The sequence below is a fragment of the Mycolicibacterium aichiense genome, assembly GCF_010726245.1.
Lineage (GTDB): Bacteria > Actinomycetota > Actinomycetes > Mycobacteriales > Mycobacteriaceae > Mycobacterium > Mycobacterium aichiense.
In genome coordinates this window covers 3450621-3471777 of sequence record NZ_AP022561.1, presented here as the reverse complement: position 1 = coordinate 3471777, position 21157 = coordinate 3450621, and the positions used below count along the sequence as shown (strand labels likewise).

The following is a 21157-nucleotide window of genomic DNA, read 5'->3' as shown; positions in this document are numbered from 1 at the left end:
TCACGTGTGAGAGAGTGCCGGGGTGTTTGCGCGCAGACGGTACCGCGGTGTCGGCATCCTGACGGCTCAGCTGGCGGATCTGGCTTTCGGCGACCCCGTCCACGGCCATCCGGTGGCGGGGTTCGGTTGGTGTGCAGCCGCACTCGAAAAGCTCACCTACCGCGACAGCCGGGCGGCGGGCGCGGTGCACACCGGTGTGCTGCTCGGCGGGCTGGCCGTAGCGGGCACGCTGGTCCAGCGCGGTACCCGCGGCCCGGCGCTGGCGGCCGTGACCGCCGCTGCCACCTGGGCGTCACTCGGCGGGACGACACTGGGCCGCACCGGCGACAAGCTGGCCGACCTGCTGGCCGCCGACGACATCGGCGGAGCCCGGGCGCTGCTGCCCTCACTCTGCGGCCGCGACCCGTCGGCACTCGACATCGACGGACTGGCCCGGGCGGCTCTGGAGTCGGTGGCCGAGAACACCTCCGACGCGCACGTCGCCCCGCTGCTCTGGGCGGCGGTCGGGGGAGTGCCGGGCGTGCTGGTGTACCGCGGCGTCAACACGCTGGATGCGATGATCGGGCATCGCTCGCCCCGTTATGCCCGATTCGGTTGGGCGGCAGCGCGTCTGGATGACGTCGCGAACTTCGGGGCGGCGCGGGTGGCCGGCGTGCTGGTGGTGGTGTGCGCACCACTGGTCGGCGGTTCACCGGCCGGGGCGCTGCGGGCGTGGCGCCGCGATGCCGCCCGGCACCCCAGCCCGAACGCCGGCGTGGTGGAAGCGACATTCGCCGGAGCGCTGGGCGTGCGCCTCGGCGGCCCCACCCAATATCACCACCAGCTGGAGATCCGCCCGACGCTCGGTGAGGGGCGTGTCCCGGGAATCGAGGACCTGCGTCGCTCGGTGCGCTTGTCCCGGTTCGTTCAGCTCGCCGCTGCGGTGCTCGCGGTCGGCCTCACTGCCGCCGGCCGTACCGGTCGGCGAGCTTGTCCTCGACGGTGACCGGCGCCGACGGATTCTGCGCGCCGGCCGCCTTCTCCCTGCGGCGGGCCTTGATCTCCGAATAGGCGAAGTAGCCCAGCCCGATCGGGGCGACGATGCCGAACGCGATCCACTGGATGCCGTACGACAGAAACGGCCCGGCATCCAGGTGCGGCAGTTCGGCGATGCCGAGCCCACCTGGCTGGTTCTCCACCAATTGCAGATACGAGCCCGCCACCGGCACCCCGGTGGTCGCGCCGGCCAGCTTGGTGTCGATCGCGTAGAGCTGGGTGAAGCCGCCTTCAGTGAACGGCGGCTTGTCGGGCGGCGCGGTCTCCGAATCACGCAGCCGTGCCGTGATAGTCACCGTGCCGGTCGGCACCGGCGCGATGTCGGGCACTTTCGAGCCCTGGACGGCGAGCACATACCCGCGATCGACCAGAACTGTCGGACCGCCGTCGACGATGAACGGCACCAGCACCTCGAACGCCGGCGCACCGCCTACCACCCGCAGCCGGGCGAGCACCTCGGCGGACGGGATGTAACGCCCGGTCGCGGTGACTCGCCGCCACTGATCCTCTGGTGCCGACGAATCCTGGTGCGGCAGAAACGTTGTCACCGGAACCGGCTCGGCATTGAGCGAGGAGGCGATCTGATTGTTCTCACGCGAGGTCTTGGTGTTCTTGCCCAGCTGCCACGGGGCCAGCACGGTGAAGCAGAGGTAGGCGAACGCGACGACGACCAGCGCCAGGGCAATCCAGCCCGGGCGCAGCAGGAACGTCCAGCGCTTCATCAGCCGGTCAAACCGTCGGCGGCCAGTTGCTGGTCGACCCAGGCGTGCAGACCCGGCATAGCCGCGTCGATGACGCTGAACGTCTCCTCGAAATCCGTCGGGCCGCCGTAGTACGGGTCGTCGACGTCGTCGGCATGCGCACCTGAGCGGGGGTCGAACGAGCGCAACAGCCGCACCCGCTCGGGCTCCACCCCGAGGTGGGTCAGCATCCGCAGGTGGTTGCGCCCGAGCGCGACGACCAGATCGGCGGCCAGGTGGTCGTCGTTGACCTGCGCCGCGCTGTGCTCGGTCGGATAGCCGTGCTTGCGCAGGACGGTGTTGGCGCGTTCGTCGGCGGGATCGCCGGCATGCCAGTCGCCGGTGCCGCCGCTGGTCACCCGGACCAGGTGGCCCAGGCCACGCTGCTCGATCTGGTGGGCGAACATCTTCTCGGCCATCGGCGAGCGGCAGATGTTGCCCGAGCAGACGAACGTCACGTGGATGAGCGGGACCTGATCAGACACCGAGCACCTCACGCAACGCCGTCACGGTCGGAACATGAGCGGCCGCGGCCTGCGCCAGCTGCGGTTCGCGGAAGTCGTCGGCGCCGTAGCCCCAGCCCACCACGACCGTGTCGATCCCGTGCTCGGCGGCACCTTCCACGTCGTGGGCGCGGTCGCCGACCATGATCACCCGCTCGGGCAGCGGCTGGAGTTGACCCAGCGCATGGGCAAGCACGTCGGCCTTGCTGGAGCGAACCCCGTCGACGCTGGCGCCGGCGATCACGTCGAAGTACTCGGCCAAGTCGAAGTGCTCGAGGATGCGCTGCGCGGTGGGTTCGGCCTTGGAGGTGGCCACCGCGAGGCGCACCCCGGCCGCCTGCAGGTCGGCCAGCAGCTGCGGAATGCCGTCGAACAGGCTGTTCATCGCCCAGCCCCGGCTGGTGTAATCGGCCCGGTACGCCGCGATCGCCTCGTGGGCGCGCTCGCCGAGGCCGAGTCCGACCAGCGTCTGATGCATCGGGGGGCCGACGATCCGGCCGGTCAGATCCCCCGTGGGTGCCTCGGCTCCCACGGCGGCCAGCGCATGCCGGAAGCTCGCCACAATGCCCTCAGCGGAGTCGGTGAGGGTGCCGTCGAGATCGAAGATCACCAACTGCGGGCGGGTGTCGGAAGCCGTGCTCGTCACCGGTCCATTGTGGCCGATCGCTGCGCACTACTGTTCTTGGCGTGGTGGAGCACACGGCGACGGGCGTCAAACTGGCCGAGATCATCGCCGTGCTCGACGACGCCTACCCGCCCGGTCTCGCGCAGAGCTGGGACTCCGTCGGGCTGGTGTGCGGGGATCCCGACGATGTCGTCGACTCGGTGACGGTGGCCGTGGACGCCACCGCCGAGGTCGCGGCAACGGTCGGCCCGCGCGGATTGTTGCTGGCGCACCATCCGTTGCTGCTGCGTGGAGTGGACACCGTGGCGGCCAGCACGCCCAAGGGCGGGCTGATCCACCAGCTCATCCGGGCCGGTGCCGCGCTGTTCACCGCGCACACCAACGCCGATTCGGCCAATCCGGGAGTGTCCGACGCGCTGGCCGAAGTCCTGGGGCTGACCGTCGACGGCGTACTCGACCCGATCAGTGCGGGTCCCGACATCGACAAATGGGTGATCTTCGTCCCGACCGCGGACGCGAACGCCGTCCGTGAGGCCGTGTTCGCCGCCGGCGCGGGTCACATCGGCGACTATTCGCACTGCAGCTGGAGCGTGGCGGGTGCCGGGCAGTTCCTGCCGCTCGACGGGGCCGCGCCTGCCATCGGAACGATCGGGTCCCTGGAGCGGGTGGACGAGGACCGCGTGGAGGTGGTTGCCCCGGCCCGGCTGCGATCCCGGGTGCTTGCCGCTGTTCGCGCGTCCCACCCGTACGAGGAACCGGCGTTCGACGTGCTGCCGCTGGCCGCCCTGCCGGGCGGGGTGGGTATCGGCCGGATCGGGACGCTGGCCGAACCGCTGCGCTTCGCCGACTTCGTCGCGCGGGTCGGGGCGGTGCTGCCACAGACGACGTGGGGTGTCCGGGCAGCAGGGGATCCGGACGTCCAGGTGTCCCGCGTGGCGGTGTGCGGGGGCGCAGGCGACTCACTGCTGAGCGCGGCCGCCGCCGCCGGAGTGGACGCCTACGTCACCGCCGACCTGCGCCACCATCCCGCCGACGAACACCGCCGTGGCAGTGATGTCGCGCTGGTCGACGTCGCGCACTGGGCCAGCGAGTATCCGTGGTGCGCACAGGCCGCCGCGGTGCTGCACGACCATTTCGGGGAAGCGCTACCGGTCCACGTCTGCGACCTGCGCACCGATCCATGGAACATCGAACCACCGAAAGGCATTTTGTGAAAGCTGAACTGGCACAGCAACGGTCGCTTCTGGAGCTGGCCGAGCTGGACGCCGAGTTGGCGCGGCTGGCCCATCGGGCGGCCAACCTGGTAGAGCAACAGGAGTACGACACCGCCCTGGGTGAGCAGCGGGCGTCCGCGGACCGGTTGGCGGCACTGGCGATCGCGATCGAGGACATCGACGGCCAGGTGGCCCGATTCGAGTCCGAGATCGACGGTGTGCGCCAGCGTGAGGACCGCGACCGCAAACTTCTCGACTCCGGCACCGTCAACCCCAAGCAGCTTGAGGAACTCCAGCACGAACTCGACACGTTGGAGCGCAGGCAGGCCAGCCTGGAGGATTCGCTGCTCGAGGTGATGGAACGCCGTGAGCAGCTGGCCGCTGAGCAGTCCGATGAGCAGGCGAAAGGCGGGGGGCTGCAGGCCAATCTGACCACCGCCGGACACAATCGCGACGAAGCGCTGTCGGATATCGAACGGATGCGCGGCCAGCGTCAGGCCCAGCGCGACGCGATCGTGGCCGGCCTCGACCCCGGCCTGGCCACGCTCTACGAGCGGCAGCGGACCACATCGGGTGTCGGCGCCGCACGCCTGCTGGGCCGCCGCTGTGGGGCCTGCCGCATCGAGCTGGATCGCGGTGAACTGGCCAGGATTTCGGCCGCGCCGGAGGACGAGGTGATCCGCTGCCCTGAGTGTCAGGCGGTCCTGCTGCGCATCGGCGGGGCGTAGCCGTGCGCGTTCTCATCGAGGCCGACGGCGGGTCCCGGGGAAACCCCGGACCGGCAGGCTACGGCTGCGTCGTGTGGTCGGCCGACCATCAGACCGTGCTGGCCGAGCACGGCCAGGCGATCGGCACCACCACCAACAATGTCGCCGAATACCGCGGTCTGATCGCAGGTCTGGAGGAGGCTCGCCGCCTCGGCGCCGATGAAGTGGCCGTATCGATGGATTCGAAGCTCGTCGTTGAGCAGATGTCCGGGCGCTGGAAGGTCAAGCACGCCGCGATGGCCGAGCTGCACCAGCAGGCGCGCGCACTGGCCTCGACGTTCGATTCGGTTACCTACCAATGGATTCCACGCGAGGAAAACTCCTACGCCGACCGGCTGGCCAACGAGGCGATGGACCGCGATCAGCAGTCAAACGTGGCCGACCCGCCGGCCGGTGCCGTGGCCGTACCGCCCGCAGCGTGGACCGGCAACCAGGGCGCCCCGACCCGCATGCTGCTGCTGCGCCACGGCCAGACCGAATTCTCCCGGCAGCGAAGGTATTCCGGGCGCGGCAACCCTGAACTCACCGACACCGGCCGGCGTCAGGCCGACGCCGCGGCGAGCTACCTGGCGGCCGGTGGCGGCGTCGACGTGGTGATCAGTTCGCCGTTGCAGCGCGCCTACGACACCGCGTCGGCCGCTGCTTCGGCGCTCGGCCTGCAGGTGACGGTCGACGATGACCTGATCGAGACGGACTTCGGCGCCTGGGAAGGCCTGACATTCGCCGAGGCCAGGGAGCGCGACCCGGACCTGCATGGCCGTTGGCTGCGGGACACCGGTCTGCGCCCGCCGGGCGGGGAGAGCTTCGTCGATGTCGAGGAACGGATCCAGCGGGCGCGCACCCGGATCATCGCCGAGCATCCCGGGTCCACTGTCCTGGTGGTTTCGCACGTGACGCCGATCAAGACGCTGCTGCGGCTGGCGCTCAATGCCGGCCCGAGCATCCTGCATCGGCTGCACCTGGATCTCGCGTCGCTGAGCATCGCGGAGTTCTATCCCGACGGCAACGCCTCGGTGCGGCTGGTGAACCAGACGTCGTATCTGGCCTGAGCTAATCCCGCATGTGCACGCGTTCGCCGTGCGGTCCGAACAGAACGATGGCCTCCACCGCACCGTCTACGGCGCCGAACCAATGCGGCGTCCAGGTGCTGAACTCCACGGCCTCACCGGACTCGATGACGAAATGCTGCTCGCCAAGGATGAGTTGTAGGCGCCCGGACAGCACGTAAAGCCATTCCTGCCCTTCATGAGTGGGCAATTCCGCCGGCGGGGTACGCCGACGCGGGTTGATCCGGATCTTGAAGGCCTGCGGTCCGCCCGCCCCGCCGTGGCGGGTCAGCGGCCAGTACGTGACCAGATGCCTGGTGTGCGACGCCGCCCGCACCCGGGGGTCGACGGCAGGGGGTGCCCCGAGCAGTTCGTCGGCGCTGACCGACAGCGCCGCGGCCAGCCGGGGGAGGTGGTCGAGGGCCAGCCTGCGTTTACCCGATTCCAGCCGGCTCAGCGTCGAGACGTCGATACCGGCCCGGGACGCGACATCCTCGAGCGTCAGACCCAGCCGGCCGCGCAGTTCCCGCAACCGCCTGCGGACCCGCAGATCGACATCGTTGTTTGCCTGCATGGCAAAAGACATTGCCACTCTCGATGAGCACCGGCAAGCTGATGGACATGACTGCTGATCACCACGCCCACTGGGAGACGCGCTATGCGGAGAAGCCCCGGATCTGGAGCGGGCAACCGAATGCGCGTCTCGCCGAAATGGTCGAACCGCTGACCGGTTCGCGCGCACTGGATCTGGGCTGTGGCGAGGGCGGCGACGCGATGTGGCTGGCCGAGCACGGCTGGCATGTCGTCGCCGTCGACGTGTCCACCACAGCCCTGGCCCGTGCGGCGGAAGACGCGGCAACACGAGGAGTGGCCGACCGCATCGACTTTCAGCAGCACGACCTGACCCAGACGTTACCCGAGGGACCGTTCGATCTGGTGTCGGCGCACTTCTTCCACACCACCCTGGAGATGGACCGCCCGGCAATCCTGCGTCGCGCGGCAGCGGCGGTGGCGCCCGGCGGAACGCTGCTGATCGTCGACCACGGCGGCGCCCCGCCGTGGGCGCCGGCGGAGATCCAACACCACGAGTTCCCGACCCCCGACGAGGTGCTGGCCGGCCTGGCCCTCGACGACACGCAGTGGGAGCGGGTCCGGGTGGGGACCGCCGAGCGCGAGGTGGTCGGCCCCGACGGTCAGCACGGCGTCCTCGACGACAACATCATCGCGCTGCGCCGCAGATGAGCTACCGTGTTCAGGCGAACGAGTTGGCCGGGCGGCCGCGGCTCACCGTGGAACGTGAGTCGAGGAAAGTCCGGACTTCACAGAGCAGGGTGATTGCTAACGGCAATCCGAGGTGACTCGCGGGACAGTGCCACAGAAAACAGACCGCCGCCCACGCCTGATATTTGGGCTAGGGCGGTAAGGGTGAAACGGTGCGGTAAGAGCGCACCAGCATTCCGGGTGACCGGGATGGCTTGGTAAACCCCACCCGAAGCAAGGCCAAGAGGCCGCACCTGGTGCGGCTGCGCAGGCGATCGAGGGCTGCTCGCCCGAGCCTGCGGGTAGGCCGCTCGAGGTACCCGGCGACGGTGTGCCCAGATGGATGGTCGCCACCGTCGCGCCCCGGTCAGCCGGGGCGGGACGGAACAGAATCCGGCTTACAGGCCAACTCGTTCGCCCACCGCGTCAGTGCGATTTCTTGAACGTCTTACGCAGTGCGCTCAGCGCATCGTCGAGCTGTTCGCGGCAGCGGTTCGCGAGGTCGTCCTCCTGCTGATAGAGCAGGCCATAGGTGAACGTGTCCTCGCCTGCGGCGTGCGCCGCCAGCGACTGCTGAGCCAGATGAGTGCGGCTGACCACACTGTCCTGGTGATCGCCGAGCAGGGTCTGGATGGTCTTGGCCCGGTCCGACACCTTGGGTTCGCCGGTGGCCGCGGCGACGTACCGGAGTCGCTTGGCGCCCTTGCGAATTTGGTGCAGCGCCTCGTCGCGGTCCTCGGTGGCCTGCGCGGCGTTCTTGGCCGCCTTGTTCACCCGCTTGTACGCCGAATCGATGCTGACCGGCTTGGGCTCTTCGCCCGGCGCCGCATGCGGCGGCTGCGCGGCCACCAGTGCCTCGAGCGCGTCGAGCAGCCGGAAGTACCGAGTCGAGCGCATCGCGCTCAGCGAGCGCCGCAGCCCGGCCTGATAGCTGCGCTGAGCCCCGGAGACCAGACGCTCATACACCGGGCCGCGGACCAGATCGGCAGGCAGCGTCGCCAGCGCGGCCTCATACCGTTCGGCGAGCACCTCGGCGTCGCGGGCGACGCCCAGCACACCGGCCAGCTGGCGCAACTCGTCGAGGATCCAGGCGTCATCGCTCAATCCGAAGGCGTCCTCCGAAGCCTGCAGCAAGCTGCGGATTTTGCGGCTGGTCACCCGCATCTGATGGACCGAGTCGTAGGTGTCGGCCCGCACCGCGCGGTCCCACACCAACAGCTCGCCGACCTGCTCGGCAACCGCCTGGTGCACCGGATCCCGGGACGCCTCGTTGTCGTCGGGTACCTCGGCTGCCGAACCCGCCGTCTCCAGCACCTTCGCCAGCTTCGATCCGTGGCCGGCCGGGACCGCGCCAGCGTCGAGCAGCCGATTACCCAGCCGCTTCAGCAGGTCACGCCCGCCGTCGACCTCACCGTCGGCCAGCTCCAGCTCCCACTCGTGCCAGCGCTGTTCCTGCCCGGTCTCGCCGCCGCTTCCGAGCGCCCACGCGCTCACCTCGTCGTCGCAGAACTCGGCCAGCGCCGCGCCGTCCCCGTCGTAGAGCATCACCACGTTGCGGGTCGTCGAGATTCGGGCCACCGGGGCCAGCGGGCGGTCCCGCACGATGGCGAGCACGATGTCCAGCAGATCCGTGGGCACCGCGTCGCCGCCCTCGGGGGAGCTGTCCAGCGGCGCGTGCACCTCGGTTCGCGCGTCCGGCCCGGCGGGCAGCTTCAGGTGCCAGCCCGCGTCGGGGCCGCCGGTACGGCGGCGCAGCGTGATCCGATGAGCGTTGAGGTCGCGATCCGGGGTGTCGAAATACACCGCGTCGAGCGATTGCGCGGGCTGCCGCTCCACGCGAGCCACCGCCGAGATCCCGTCGAACGACGGCAGCGTGGCCCCGTCCGGGACATCGAACTTGCGCTCCACCTCGACATGGCGATTCTTTCCCGCAGTACCCGAACCCATACCGCCTAGGGTGTCACATCCAGGTGAACAGAAGGTCAGCTGGCCAACTGCCCGGCGAACTCGCCGGCCTGATCCCAGGCCCGGCGTTCGGCGGTGAACGCCTCGGCCTGCTGGGCCCGGAACTCGGCGATGCCGTCGGCGTTCAGTGTCAGGAAGCGCTGATAGTCCGGCATCGAGAAGGTTCCCTCGGCGATGTCGACGCAACCACGGCCCGCGGCCATGTCGGCGCGCAGGTCCAGCAGTTCCTCGGCGCTGACCGGATAGAAGCCGATCCGGTCGAAATAGCGCAGCAGCCACGGTGTTCCGGGTTCGAACGAGCGCGAGTCCAGCGGATGGCGGTGGTTCCACACCTGGGTGGTGCGGCCGACGAACTGGTAGCCGCCGGGGCCTTCCATGCCGTAGATGCACAGGTAGGCCCCGCCGATCCCGACGGCGTTCTCCGGTGTCCAGGTGCGTGCCGGGTTGTACTTGGTCGTCACCAGCCGGTGGCGGGGATCCAGCGGCGTGGCCACCGGTGCGCCGAGGTAGACATCGCCGAGGCCCAGCACCAGATACTGGGCGTCGTAGACGGTGTCGTGCACCCGCTGCACATCGGCCAAACCGTTGATACGCCGGATGAATTCGATGTTCCACGGGCACCACGGCGCGTCGGCGCGCACGCCATGCATATAGCGTGCAATAGCCTCGTGGGTGGCGGGGTCGTCCCATGACAGCGGCAGACGTACGGTGCGGCTCGGCACCACCAGCTGGTCGGTGGTGGGCAGGGATTCCTCGGTGCGGGCCAGCAGGTCGACCAACTCGGGCGCGCTCAGCACGGCCGGGTCGAACTGAACCTGCAGCGATCGCACGCCCGGCGTCAGTTCGGTCACACCGGGAACCGCACTGGCCGAGAGTGATTCGTACAGAACGTGGACGCGGGCGCGCATCGCCAGGTCGAGCACCATGGGCCCGTATTCGACGAGCACACCGCCGTCGCCGTCACGGCGGACGGTCACGTCGGTGCCCTCGGCGCCGACGAATCGGGTCAGCACACCGTCGTCGGCGTCGCTGGAGGTCGAGATCACCAGCGGCATCGACGCCCGCCGGTCGGCGCCGATACTGCCCAGCGAGGGAGCTCGGTCGGCGCGCACCGGGACGAACCGCACGGTGTCGCCGGGTGCCATCTGTCCGAGCTTCCAGCGGTCGCCGCGCACGACGGTGACCGGGCAGACGAACCCGCCGAGGCTGGGGCCGTCGGGCCCGAGCAGGATCGGGGTGTCTCCGGTGAAGTCCAAAGTTCCTACGCAGTAGGCGTTGTCGTGGATGTTCGACGGGTGCAGACCGGCTTCGCCGCCGTCGGTCCGGGCCCACTGCGGTTTCGGGCCCACCAGGCGGACACCGGTGCGATCGGAGTTGAAGTGCACCGTGTAGTCCGTGCCGACGATCGTCGCCATGTCGGCGCGGGTGAAGAATTCCGGCGCACCGTGTGGGCCTTCGGTGACCGCGAGTTGCCAGCGGTGACCGATCGCGGGCTGTTCGTCGATGGCGGCGCGGGCCGGCCGGGCCGTGGCCGACCCGGGATCGTCACCGATCGTCAGCCGGTCGCCGGCGCGCAGCGGGCGACCATCGTGGCCGCCGAAGCATCCCAATGTGAATGTCGCTGTGCTACCTAGATATTCGGCTTCATGGACACCGCCGGCGATCAGCACGTAGCAGCGCATGCCGGGGCCGTCGATCACCCCGACGTCCAGCACCCCACCCGGCGGTACCGCCACCGACTGCCACTGCGGCACCGGCTCGCCGTCGACGGTGATCGGAGCGGCGGCCCCCGTGACACACACCCGCGCCCCATCGGGGAAACTCAGCGCGGGACCGGCTTTGGTGCATTCCAGGCCGGCTGCTCCTTCGGGATTGCCGAGCACCCGGTTGCCGATGCGAAAGGACAGATCGTCCATCGGCCCCGACGGCGGCACGCCGACATGCCAGTAGCCGACGCGGCCGGGCCAATCCTGAACTGTGGTCAGCAGACCCGGCCGCTGCACTTCGAGGGTGGTCATGAGTCGGTGATCACCATCCGCACCGGGGTGGGGTCGAATCCGTTGCATGGGTTGTTGATCTGCGGGCAGTTCGACACCAGCACCAGGGTGTCGGTGTCGGCGCGCACGGTGAGCGACTTGCCCGGCGCCGACAGGCCGTCGACGATGCCCAGGGTGCCGTCGGCCTCGACGGGCACGTTCATGAAGAAGTTGACGTTGGAGACGATGTCGCGCTTGCCCATACCCCATTTGGCAGCTTCGGCGAGGAAGTTCTCGGCGCAGGCATGTTGATGGACGGTGTGATGGCCGTAGCGCAGGGTGTTCGATTCTTTGGAACAGGCGCCGGCGATGGTGTCATGGTTGCCCACCTCGTCGGCGACGATCGTGACCAACGGCCTGCCGTCGGCAGCCCGCAGCACCGAGCCGGTGGTCAGGAAGATGTTGCGCTGCGCGGCGATCGTGGCCTGCGCGCTGTAGCGCCCGGCCGGGTCGACCCGGTCACCGGTGACGGCGTAGAACAGGGTGTCCACTGCCTGATTGCCGTGCAGGTCGATGATCTGCAGGGACTGGCCGGCCCGCAGGATGGCCGACCACGGTGCGCATGCCGCGACGATCTCGTCGAGAATCATTGTGCTGCCGCCCAAGTGGTCTCGGTGTTGAACAGAGCTCGGAGGTATTCGGGATCGGTGTTCACCGGGGTGGTCAGCTCCTCGTCGGCACGCCAGGCAACGATGTCGAGTCCGGTCACCGCGGGCTGCGGATCCAGTGGGTGGGCGGTGTTGACCACCGCGACGATGACGGGCAGATGGATCAGCAACTCGACGGCCGCGCCGGGGCCGGCCGATCCGGTGAACGTCAGCGCCCCGGTGTCTTCGACTCGGACACCCTTGAACAGCGTCGCCGACGGTGCGACGTCGCGACTGTCCATGCCGTGTTTGAGCGCGGCCAGCAGCATTGTGGGTTGGCCGGCGGCAGGCAACCCGCACAGCAGGTCGTGGTGCCCGGAGCTGTCGGCGACGACAGTCGCCAGCACCCGGCCCTGATCGGACAGCAGCGGATGGCCCACCCCGAGGTAGGCCTGCCACGGGACCTTCATGGTGTCGGCGACGTTGAGGCGCTCCCAGGAGGCGTCGGCCCGGAACAGCAAGAGGTGCGCGCAGGCGCCGCCGTCGGGATCGGCCAGGCGCAGACCGGTACCGCGGCCGAGCACCCGGGTGGCGTAGGACTCCGCGGGCACGGATTCGGCCCAGAGCAGCCGGGCGCCCTCAACACCGTCGGGCAGGACGGGCACCCGCATGCTTGCCTCGCTCGCCAGGGAACGCGCGTGTGAGCGGGCGCCGTCGGTCGACGCGGTTGTCATCGTGGCACTCCTGAGTCAGCCGATTACCTGTCAAGTGAAAGTTTTCTCAAGTGCCGTTCCCGGGGAGTGTCGCCGGTGTAACGACTGGGTTGACTGGATTTCGATCAAGTGACAGGTATTCGCCGCCGACGGTGGGTGCCAGAATGACGTATGCGCAGCCAGGGCCACGACGGGCGCGGCCGGCCCCGGCTCGAACAGGCCCGGCGGCCCGGCAACACCGCCCGCGAGGAGATCCTCGACGCCGCCGCCGAACTGTTCACCACGATCGGATACGCCGGGACGTCGACTCGGCGGATCGCCGACGCGGTCGGTATCCGCCAGGCATCGCTGTACCACCATTTCGCCACCAAGGACGACATCCTCGATGCCCTGCTGGCCGGAACGGTCGACGAGGCTCTGCGGCTGGCCGGCGAGCTGCTGACCGGTCCCGGCCCGGCCAGCGACCGGCTGCGGGCCCTGGTGGTCGCGGACTGCTCGCAGCTGTGTGCCAGCCGCTGGAATCTGGGCGCGCTCTACCTGCTGCCGGAACTGCGCATCGAGCGGTTCGCGCAGTTCCGCGCCAGCCGTGAGGAGTTGCGGCGCCGGTACCGTGCGCTCGCGGCGCAGGTGATCGCCGAGTGCGACGGGATAGCCGACGCCGACGACCTTCCGTTCCGCCTTGTCGAATCGGTGATCAACCGGCGCTCCGACAACGAGGAGTGCACACCCGAGACACCCGCCGTGATCGCCGATGCGGCCCTGCGAATCCTCGGTTGCTAACGTTCCGGCCGTGAGCGACTACCAGACGTTGTCCTTCGATCAGGCCGGTCCCATCGCGCGGATCGTGCTGAACCGGCCCGAGGCCGCCAACGGCATGAACGACGTGATGACCGCCGAACTCGCGCAGGTCGCCGCCCGCTGCGACGTGACCGAGATCAAGGCCGTCGTCCTCACCGGCGCCGGCCGGTTCTTCTGCGCCGGGGGAGACCTCAAGGCGATGGCGGCATCCCCGCTGGGTCCGGGCCGATTCGTCAAAGGCATCGCCGACGATCTGCACCGCGCGATCTCGACGCTGGCCCGGATGGATGCTGTGGTGATCACGGCGGTCAACGGGGTGGCCGCGGGTGCCGGGTTCAGTCTCGCGGTCGCGGGGGATCTGGTGCTGGCCGCCGACACCGCGTCGTTCACCATGGCCTACACCAAAGCCGGGCTCAGCCCCGACGGCAGCTCGTCGTACTTCCTACCTCGCATCATCGGCGTGCGCCGCACCCAGGAGCTCATGCTCACCAACCGGACGTTGAAGGCGGCCGAAGCCGCCGACTGGGGTCTGGTCACCGAGGTCGTCCCCGCTGATGATCTGGAGGCTCGCGCTCAGGTGTTGGCCGAGCAGATCGCCTCTGCGGCAAAGGGTTCCGGTGCTGCGGTCAAGAAGCTGATGCTCACCACGTTCGGCAGTGGGCTCGAGGAGCAGATGGAACTCGAAGGCCGGCTGATCGCAGCGTGCGCCGATAGCGCCGATGGCCGCGAAGGTATCGACGCGTTCCTCAACAAGCGCGCGCCCGAGTTCAGCTAGAAGCTGTGCTCCTCGGCCGGGAACGCACCGGTCGCCACCTCTTCGGCGTATTGCGTTGCCGCGCGGCGCAATTCGTCTCCGACATCGCCGAATCGCTTGACGAACTTGGCGGTCTTGCCGCTGGTGAGTCCGGCCATGTCCTGCCAGACCAGCACCTGCGCATCGCAGTTGGGCCCGGCGCCGATGCCGATGGTCGGGATCGTCAGCTTGCCGGTGATCTGGGTGGCCAATTCGGCGGGAACCATCTCCATCACCACCGCGACCGCACCGGCCTCCTGGACCGCGATCGCGTCGTGGATGGTTTGCTCCGCAGCATCGCCGCGGCCCTGGACGCGAAACCCGCCGAGGGAGTTGACGCTCTGCGGGGTGAACCCGATGTGGGCGACCACCGGAATGCCTGCGGCGCTCAAGGTCGCGATCTGCTCGGCGACCCGCTCACCGCCCTCGAGTTTCACCGCGTGGGCACCGGTCTCCTTCATGAAGCGGGTTGCGGTGCGCAAGGCCTGGGTGGGCCCTTCCTCGTAGCTGCCGAACGGCAGATCGGCCACGACGAGCGCATGCTCCGCGCCGCGAACCACACCACGAACCAGGGGGATCAACTCGTCGACCGACACGGCCACGGTGGTGTCGTAGCCGTAGACGACGTTCGCCGCGGAGTCGCCGACCAGCAGCACGGGGATACCGGCTTCGTCGAAGGCGCGGGCAGTGGAGTAGTCGTACACGGTGAGCATCGCCCACTTGTGACCTTCGGACTTCCACTTCAGCAGGTGGTGGGTGCGGACCTTGGTGCGCGAAACAGGCGACGAGGAGGCGCCGCCGTAGACAGTCTGTTCAGACATCTTTGTCCCTAGTGATCGTCTTTGCCGATCCTCGAGGCCCATCCGGGTCCCCGGGTTCGCTTGACGCCATCAAGTGTGCCACCACCGCACACAAAGGTGAACGAACAGTGAAGTGGACTTTCTCACACCTGGTCTCGGTGGTCCGGCATACGATCGGCGGCATGGTGCAACACCTGCAGCGACTCAGTGGCCTCGATGCCAGCTTCCTCTATCTCGAAACTCCTTCACAGCCACTGCATGTGTGTTCGATCCTGGAGCTCGACGCGTCCACGATCCCCGGCGGTTACAGCTTCGAGCGGCTACGCGACGAATTGGCCTTGCGCGTCAAGGCAATTCCCAGTTTCCGTGAACGCCTCGCCAACAGCTTTCTCAACCTCGATCATCCGGTGTGGGTGGAAGACGAGCACTTCGAGATCGACCGCCATCTGCATCGGATCGGACTGCCCGCTCCGGGCGGCCGGGTCGAGCTGGGGGAGATCTGCGGCCACCTGGCGTCGCTTCCGCTGGATCGCCGTCACCCGCTGTGGGAGACCTGGGTCATCGAGGGTGTCGGCGGAACCGACGCCCGCAACGGCGGACGGCTCGCCGTGCTGACGAAGGTCCACCACGCCGCGGTCGACGGCGTGACCGGTGCCAACCTCATGTCGCAGCTGTGCAGCACCGAACCCGACGCTCTGCCGCCGGACCCGGTCGACGGACAAGGCGACACCAACCAGCTGAGGATCGCGCTCGGCGGGCTGGGCCGGTTCGCCACCCGGCCCCTGACACTGGCCACCAAAGTGCTGCCCGGCACCATCACGACCGTCGTCGACACCATCCAGCGCGCGGTCGGTGGCCGGGCGATGGCGGCCCCGTTCGCGGCACCGCAGACCAAGTTCAACGCCAGCGTCACCGCCCATCGCAACGTCGCGTTCGCCGAACTGGACTTCGAGGACATCAAGACGGTCAAGAACCACTTCGGCGTCAAGGTCAACGATGTGGTGATGGCCCTGGTCGCCGGGGTGTTGCGGCAGTACCTGCTGGACCGCGACGAACTTCCCGAGTCGTCCCTGGTCGCCATGGTCCCGGTGTCGGTGCACGACCGCTCGGACCGGCCGGGCCGCAACCAGGTATCCGGCATGTTCACCAAGCTCGAGACTCACATCGCCGACCCGGCCGAACGGCTCAAGGCCATCGCCGAAGCGAACACCACCGCCAAGGAACACAGCTCCGCGATCGGGGCCACCCTGCTGCAGGACTGGAGCCAATTCGCCGGGCCTGCCGTCTTCGGCATCGCCATGCGGGTCTACGCCCGAAGCAGCCTGACCGAATCGCGCCCGGTGCACAACCTCGTGGTGTCCAACGTGCCCGGCCCGCAGATCCCGCTGTACTTCCTCGGCGCCGAAGTCAGTGCGATGTACCCGCTGGGGCCGATCTTCCACGGCTCCGGGCTGAACATCACGGTGATGTCACTCAACGGCAAACTCGACGTCGGATTGATCAGTTGTCCCGAGCTACTGCCCGATCTGTGGGACCTGGCCGACGACTTCGCCGTCGGCATGAAGGAACTTCTCGACGCCACCAGATGAGCTGCCCCGGCGGGTCGGTGTGCAAGGCACCCCCGCCGAGCATGGCAGCATGTTTGCCATGAGGCTTGACCGGAGATCACGCGCTGTCCGCACCGCCCTGGTGTTCCCCGCCGTGGCCGCGCTCGTCGTGAGCGCCGGCTGCAGCTCCACGGTGTCGGGGATGGCCGTGCTCGCCGGACCGCAGGTCGGGCAACCCGTGCAGTGGGGCCCATGCCGGCTGGCCGGTGGCGGCGGGGGCAACGCATTGCCGATCCCGGCCGGGGCCGAATGCGGCAAGATCGCGGTGCCCGTCGACTACTCCAAGCCGGATGGGCCTGTCGCGACGCTGGCTCTGATCCGCTTCCCGGCGACCGGCCAGAAGATCGGTTCGCTCATCATCAACCCGGGCGGCCCGGGTGAGTCCGGCATCGAGGCCGCATCCAGCATCGTGGAGAACCTGCCCAGCTCGGTGCGGCAGGGCTTCGACATGGTCGGCTTCGACCCGCGCGGTGTCGGCTCGTCGACGCCGGCGCTGTGGTGCAACTCCGACGCCGACAACGATCGCCTCCGGGCCGATCCGCAGGTCGATTACAGCCCCAAGGGCGTCGAACACATCGAGGGCCAGACCAAGGCCTTCGTGCAGCGCTGCGTCGACAAGATGGGCAAGGACTTCCTGGAGAACGTCGGTACCGCCAACGTCGCCAAGGATCTGGATGCGTTGCGCGCCGCCGTCGGCGACGACAAGCTCACCTACCTCGGCTACTCCTATGGCACCCGGATCGGCTCGGCGTACGCCGAGGCGTACCCGGACAAGGTGCGGGCGATGATCCTCGACGGCGCCGTCGACCCCAACGCCGACCCGATCCAGGCGGACATCGACCAGGCCGCCGCATTCCAGCAGGCCTTCAACGACTATGCCGCCGACTGCGTCAAGGACCCGAGCTGCCCGTTGGGCAACGACGCCGCCAAGGCTGTCGACGTCTACCGCAGCCTGGTCGACCCGTTGGTCGACAGGCCGCTGCCGACCTCCGATCCGCGGGGGCTGGGCTACAGCGACGCGATCATCGGCACGATCATGGCGCTCTATTCGCCGAACCTGTGGCGGCACCTGACCCAGGGTCTGACCGAGATGACCAACGGCCGCGGGGACACCATGTTGGCGCTGGCCGACATGTACATGCGCCGGGATGCGAAGGGCCACTACACCAACGCCACCGACGCCCGGATCGCGGTCAACTGCGTGGACCAGCCGCCGATCACCGACCGCCAGAAGGTGATCGAGGAAGACAAGAAGATGCGCGAGGTCGCGCCGTTCATGAGCTACGGCGACTTCACCGGGCACGCCCCGCTGAGCACCTGTGCCTTCTGGCCGGTGCCACCGACCAGCACGCCGCACGCGGTCAAGGCGCCGGGGCTGCCGCCGGTGCTGGTGGTCTCGACGACCAACGATCCGGCGACGCCGTATCAAGCGGGCGTCGACCTGGCCAAGCAGCTCGGCGGAGCGCTGCTGACCTTCAACGGAACTCAGCACACCGTGGTCTTCCAGGGCAACACCTGCGTCGACAACTACGCTGCCGCATATCTCGTCGACCTGAAGCTGCCCCCGCCCGGCGCCACGTGCTGACGTCAAATACCCGCTATCTGACCGCATCTGAGATCGGAGTGTGACCGGCTCGCCGTCATACCGACCGCGCAACCGTGGGACGATGTTCGCCATGCGACGCACGAGCCGGCTCGGCTCGGCTGCGTTCTTGGGTTCTCTCTGTGTTTCACTGGCGGCCGGTGTCATGGCCCCGCCGGCTGTTGCCGCGCCGAACCCCGGAGCCGGTCAGACGACAGCGCCACAAGTTACCTGGGGAAGCTGCCAGCGCTTCCTGGGCGACAACGCCCAGGACCTGCCGAGCGCACAGTGCACCGCCGTGCCCGTGCCGATCATCGCCGCCGATCCCACTGGGCCACAAGCACAGTTGGCGGTCATCAAGGTCCCGGCCAGCGGCCAGCGCATCGGCGCGCTGTTCGTCAACCCGGGTGGGCCCGGCGCCTCGGCCGTCGACTCGGCCGCCGGCATGGCGTTCGCGTTGGCCGGCAGCCCGATCACCGAGCACTTCGACATCGTGGGATTCGACCCGCGGGGGGTCGGCTACTCGACGCCGTCGGTGCGCTGCCGCACCGACGCCCAGTTCGACGCCTGGCGGAAGAACCCGATGGTGGACTACAGCCCCGCCGGGGTGGCTGCGATCGAACAGATCAACCGCGACTACGTCAAGGAGTGCGCGGACAAGATGGGCACCGCGTTCCTGGCCGGCGTCGGAACCGATTCGGCCGCAAAGGATATGGACACCGTCCGCCAGGTCCTCGGCGACGACCGGATCAACTACCTCGGGTTCAGCTACGGCACCGAGCTGGGTACCGCGTACCTGGAGAAGTTCCCCGACCGGGTTCGCACGATGGTGCTGGACGGGGCCATCGATCCCGCCCAGAACACCGTCGACTCGATCATCGAACAGATGACCGGCTTCCAGGTGGCGTTCAACGACTACGCCGCCGACTGCGCCAAGTCGGCGGGCTGCCCGCTCGGCACCGACCCGGCGCACTGGGTGGACCGGTACCACCAGCTGGTCGATCCGCTGGTGAGCAAGCCGGCCCCGACATCCGACCCGCGTGGCCTGAGCTACCAGGACGCCATCACCGGCACCTTCAACGCGCTCTACACCCCGCAGTACTGGAAGTTCCTCACCAGCGGGCTGTTGGGATTGCAACGCAAGACCGACGCCGGTGATCTGTTGATGCTGGCCGATGAATACGAAGGCCGCGATCCCTACGGCCACTACAGCAACGGGCAGGACGCGTTCAACGCCGTCCGCTGTGTCGACGGTCCCACGCCGACCGATTCGGCAACGTGGGCCGACATCGACCGCCGCACACGCGAGCTGGCACCGTTCCAGGCCTACGGTCAGTTCACCGGTCTGGCGCCCCGCGACATCTGCGCGTTCTGGCCGGTGCCGCCCACCTCGGCACCGCATCCCGCCACGCCCGCGCCGCCCGGCAGCGTCGTCGTCGTCTCCACGACGCACGACCCGGCCACGCCGTACGAGGCGGGGGTCAACCTGGCGCGAGAACTCAACGCACCGTTGATCACCTTCGACGGCACTCAGCACACCGCCGTGTTCAACGGGAACCAGTGCGTCGACACAGCGATCGTGAACTACTTCGTCGACCAGACGGTGCCGGGCAATCTGCGCTGCTGATGACGACTGCAGCAGCGCCGTAACACGGAATTAACACCCGCTGCATACGCTCGGCTTCATGGACCGCCAGAAGGAATTTGTGCTGCGCACGCTGGAGGAACGCGATATCCGGTTCGTCCGGCTGTGGTTCACCGACGTGCTCGGCTTCCTGAAGTCGGTCGCGATCGCGCCCGCCGAGCTGGAAGGCGCGTTCGAAGAGGGCATCGGCTTCGACGGATCGTCGATCGAGGGCTTCGCGCGGGTCTTCGAATCCGACACCGTCGCGCGCCCGGATCCGTCGACGTTCCAGGTGCTGCCGTGGACCACCAGCGCGGGCCAGCACCACTCGGCGCGGATGTTCTGCGACATCACGATGCCCGACGGCTCGCCGTCCTGGGCCGACAGCCGCCACGTGCTGCGCCGTCAGCTCGCCAAGGCGAGCGACCTCGGGTTCTCCTGCTACGTGCACCCCGAGATCGAGTTCTTCCTGCTCGAGCCGGGCCCCTACGACGGCTCGGTGCCCGTCCCCGCCGACAACGGCGGCTACTTCGATCAGGCCGTGCACGATTCGGCGCCGAACTTCCGCCGGCACGCCATCGACGCGCTGGAGCAGATGGGCATCTCGGTGGAGTTCAGCCACCACGAAGGCGCGCCCGGCCAGCAGGAGATCGACCTGCGCTATGCCGACGCGCTGTCGATGGCCGACAACGTGATGACGTTCCGCTACCTCGTCAAGGAGGTTGCACTCGGCGAGGGCGTGCGGGCGTCGTTCATGCCGAAGCCGTTCGCCGAATATCCGGGCTCGGCGATGCACACCCACATGAGCCTGTTCGAAGGTGAGAACAACGCCTTCCACAGTCCCGACGATCCGCTGCAGCTCTCCGACGTCGCGAAGTCGTTCATCGCCGGGATCCTCGAGCACGCCAGCGAGATCAGCGCGATCACCAACCAGTGGGTCAACTCCTACAAACGCCTGGTGCACGGTGGCGAGGCGCCGACCGCGGCGTCGTGGGGTGCGTCCAACCGCTCCGCACTGGTGCGGGTGCCGATGTACACCCCGAGCAAGGCGTCGTCGCGCCGCATCGAGGTACGCAGCCCCGACTCGGCCTGCAACCCGTATCTGGCGTTCGCGGTGCTGCTGGCGGCCGGGCTGCGCGGCATCGAGAAGAACTACGTCCTGGGGCCGCAGGCCGAGGACAACGTGTGGACGCTGACCCCTGAGGAGCGCCGCGCGATGGGTTATCGCGAGCTGCCGTCGAGCCTGGGCATCGCCCTGCAGGAGATGGAGGGCTCCGAGTTGGTCGCCGAGGCCTTGGGCGAGCACGTCTTCGACTACTTCCTGCGCAACAAGCGCGCGGAGTGGGAGGAGTACCGCAGCAACGTCACGCCGTACGAGCTGAAGGCGTACCTGTCGCTGTAGGCCGTTCCGGAGGGTAGGAGCGTCGCGCCGCCGGGAATCGCTGTTGCGATACCGTCGTGC

The 21157-nt window shown here is 68.6% G+C and carries 20 protein-coding genes and 1 other RNA gene; 12 read left to right on the top strand and 9 right to left on the bottom strand.

Annotation, left to right across the window (positions count from 1 at the left end):
• Positions 1 to 22: 22 nt before the first annotated feature.
• Positions 23 to 985, top strand: coding sequence for a cobalamin biosynthesis protein (locus G6N32_RS16865; RefSeq protein WP_115320565.1), 963 nt, complete (start codon positions 23 to 25; stop codon positions 983 to 985).
• Here the strand turns inward: G6N32_RS16865 and G6N32_RS16860 are convergent.
• From G6N32_RS16860 to G6N32_RS16850, 3 genes are read right to left on the bottom strand one after another with little or no spacing between them, the layout of a single operon-like run.
• Positions 939 to 1757: an SURF1 family cytochrome oxidase biogenesis protein gene (locus G6N32_RS16860; protein WP_115320564.1), complete on the bottom strand. Its 819-nt coding sequence runs from the start codon at positions 1755 to 1757 to the stop codon at positions 939 to 941. The two genes, G6N32_RS16865 and G6N32_RS16860, sit on opposite strands and share 47 nt — an antisense overlap.
• On the bottom strand, positions 1757 to 2260 hold the full coding sequence (locus G6N32_RS16855; RefSeq protein WP_115320563.1) for a low molecular weight protein-tyrosine-phosphatase: 504 nt from the start codon (positions 2258 to 2260) through the stop codon (positions 1757 to 1759). Before G6N32_RS16855 ends, G6N32_RS16860 begins: the two co-directional genes overlap by 1 nt.
• Positions 2253 to 2924 (bottom strand): HAD-IA family hydrolase, encoded by a 672-nt coding sequence (locus G6N32_RS16850; RefSeq protein ID WP_163789306.1) that lies wholly within the window; start codon positions 2922 to 2924, stop codon positions 2253 to 2255. The genes G6N32_RS16855 and G6N32_RS16850 overlap by 8 nt, the downstream gene beginning before the upstream one ends.
• Before the next feature lie 44 nt (positions 2925 to 2968).
• Here G6N32_RS16850 and G6N32_RS16845 point away from each other — a divergent pair, with 44 nt between their 5' ends.
• From G6N32_RS16845 to G6N32_RS16835, 3 genes are read left to right on the top strand one after another with little or no spacing between them, the layout of a single operon-like run.
• Entirely contained in the window at positions 2969 to 4117 is a 1149-nt protein-coding gene (locus G6N32_RS16845; protein WP_115321316.1) for a Nif3-like dinuclear metal center hexameric protein, read from the top strand.
• Positions 4114 to 4845, top strand: a complete 732-nt coding sequence (locus G6N32_RS16840; protein ID WP_115320561.1) for a zinc ribbon domain-containing protein — start codon at positions 4114 to 4116, stop codon at positions 4843 to 4845. Before G6N32_RS16845 ends, G6N32_RS16840 begins: the two co-directional genes overlap by 4 nt.
• 2 nt (positions 4846 to 4847) lie before the next feature.
• Complete coding sequence (locus G6N32_RS16835; RefSeq protein WP_115320560.1) at positions 4848 to 5933, top strand: bifunctional RNase H/acid phosphatase; 1086 nt, start codon at positions 4848 to 4850, stop codon at positions 5931 to 5933.
• Position 5934: 1 nt separating this feature from the next.
• Here G6N32_RS16835 and G6N32_RS16830 read toward each other — a convergent pair whose 3' ends face one another.
• On the bottom strand, positions 5935 to 6504 hold the full coding sequence (locus G6N32_RS16830; RefSeq protein WP_115320559.1) for a type II toxin-antitoxin system RelB family anti-toxin: 570 nt from the start codon (positions 6502 to 6504) through the stop codon (positions 5935 to 5937).
• Between the two features lie 47 nt (positions 6505 to 6551).
• Between G6N32_RS16830 and G6N32_RS16825 the strand changes: the two genes are divergently transcribed.
• Both G6N32_RS16825 and rnpB read left to right on the top strand, forming a co-directional pair.
• The gene (locus G6N32_RS16825; protein ID WP_115321314.1) at positions 6552 to 7172 is read left to right on the top strand and encodes an SAM-dependent methyltransferase; all 621 of its coding nucleotides are present in this window, start codon (positions 6552 to 6554) and stop codon (positions 7170 to 7172) included.
• Positions 7173 to 7191: 19 nt separating this feature from the next.
• Positions 7192 to 7607, top strand: an RNA gene (gene rnpB / locus G6N32_RS16820) — RNase P RNA component class A.
• A gap of 9 nt (positions 7608 to 7616) precedes the next feature.
• On the opposite strand, the gene G6N32_RS16815 is transcribed toward rnpB, so the two are convergent.
• Genes G6N32_RS16815 through G6N32_RS16800 form a run of 4 tightly spaced genes read right to left on the bottom strand, consistent with a single transcriptional unit; the run spans position 7617 to position 12512 of the window.
• Entirely contained in the window at positions 7617 to 9137 is a 1521-nt protein-coding gene (locus G6N32_RS16815) for a CYTH and CHAD domain-containing protein (protein WP_115320558.1), read from the bottom strand.
• 35 nt (positions 9138 to 9172) lie between these two features.
• Complete coding sequence (locus G6N32_RS16810; protein WP_115320557.1) at positions 9173 to 11173, bottom strand: 5-oxoprolinase/urea amidolyase family protein; 2001 nt, start codon at positions 11171 to 11173, stop codon at positions 9173 to 9175.
• Positions 11170 to 11781 carry an urea amidolyase associated protein UAAP2 gene (locus G6N32_RS16805; RefSeq protein ID WP_115320556.1) on the bottom strand — a complete coding sequence of 204 codons (612 nt, stop codon included), beginning with the start codon at positions 11779 to 11781 and terminating at the stop codon, positions 11170 to 11172. The genes G6N32_RS16810 and G6N32_RS16805 overlap by 4 nt, the downstream gene beginning before the upstream one ends.
• Positions 11778 to 12512 carry a DUF1989 domain-containing protein gene (locus tag G6N32_RS16800; RefSeq protein WP_115320555.1) on the bottom strand — a complete coding sequence of 245 codons (735 nt, stop codon included), beginning with the start codon at positions 12510 to 12512 and terminating at the stop codon, positions 11778 to 11780. The genes G6N32_RS16805 and G6N32_RS16800 overlap by 4 nt, the downstream gene beginning before the upstream one ends.
• A 150-nt stretch (positions 12513 to 12662) precedes the next feature.
• On the opposite strand from G6N32_RS16800, the gene G6N32_RS16795 reads away from it, so the two are divergent.
• Both G6N32_RS16795 and G6N32_RS16790 read left to right on the top strand, forming a co-directional pair.
• Positions 12663 to 13271, top strand: coding sequence for a TetR/AcrR family transcriptional regulator (locus tag G6N32_RS16795; protein ID WP_115320554.1), 609 nt, complete (start codon positions 12663 to 12665; stop codon positions 13269 to 13271).
• A 10-nt stretch (positions 13272 to 13281) separates the two neighbouring features.
• The gene (locus G6N32_RS16790; RefSeq protein WP_115320553.1) at positions 13282 to 14064 is read left to right on the top strand and encodes an enoyl-CoA hydratase/isomerase family protein; all 783 of its coding nucleotides are present in this window, start codon (positions 13282 to 13284) and stop codon (positions 14062 to 14064) included.
• Here G6N32_RS16790 and panB read toward each other — a convergent pair.
• A complete protein-coding gene (panB, locus tag G6N32_RS16785) occupies positions 14061 to 14903 on the bottom strand; it encodes a 3-methyl-2-oxobutanoate hydroxymethyltransferase (protein WP_115320552.1) in 843 nt (280 codons plus the stop codon). The two genes, G6N32_RS16790 and panB, sit on opposite strands and share 4 nt — an antisense overlap.
• Before the next feature lie 173 nt (positions 14904 to 15076).
• Between panB and G6N32_RS16780 the strand changes: the two genes are divergently transcribed.
• The 4 genes from G6N32_RS16780 to glnA all read left to right on the top strand — a co-directional run bounded on the left by G6N32_RS16780 (position 15077) and on the right by glnA (position 21097).
• Positions 15077 to 16471 carry a WS/DGAT/MGAT family O-acyltransferase gene (locus G6N32_RS16780; protein ID WP_115321312.1) on the top strand — a complete coding sequence of 465 codons (1395 nt, stop codon included), beginning with the start codon at positions 15077 to 15079 and terminating at the stop codon, positions 16469 to 16471.
• A 58-nt stretch (positions 16472 to 16529) separates the two neighbouring features.
• Positions 16530 to 18074 (top strand): alpha/beta hydrolase, encoded by a 1545-nt coding sequence (locus tag G6N32_RS16775; protein WP_115321310.1) that lies wholly within the window; start codon positions 16530 to 16532, stop codon positions 18072 to 18074.
• An 82-nt stretch (positions 18075 to 18156) separates the two neighbouring features.
• Positions 18157 to 19698 carry an alpha/beta hydrolase gene (locus G6N32_RS16770; protein WP_410432631.1) on the top strand — a complete coding sequence of 514 codons (1542 nt, stop codon included), beginning with the start codon at positions 18157 to 18159 and terminating at the stop codon, positions 19696 to 19698.
• A gap of 58 nt (positions 19699 to 19756) precedes the next feature.
• Complete coding sequence (gene glnA, locus G6N32_RS16765; protein WP_115320551.1) at positions 19757 to 21097, top strand: type I glutamate--ammonia ligase; 1341 nt, start codon at positions 19757 to 19759, stop codon at positions 21095 to 21097.
• The last annotated feature ends 60 nt before the right edge of the window (positions 21098 to 21157 follow it).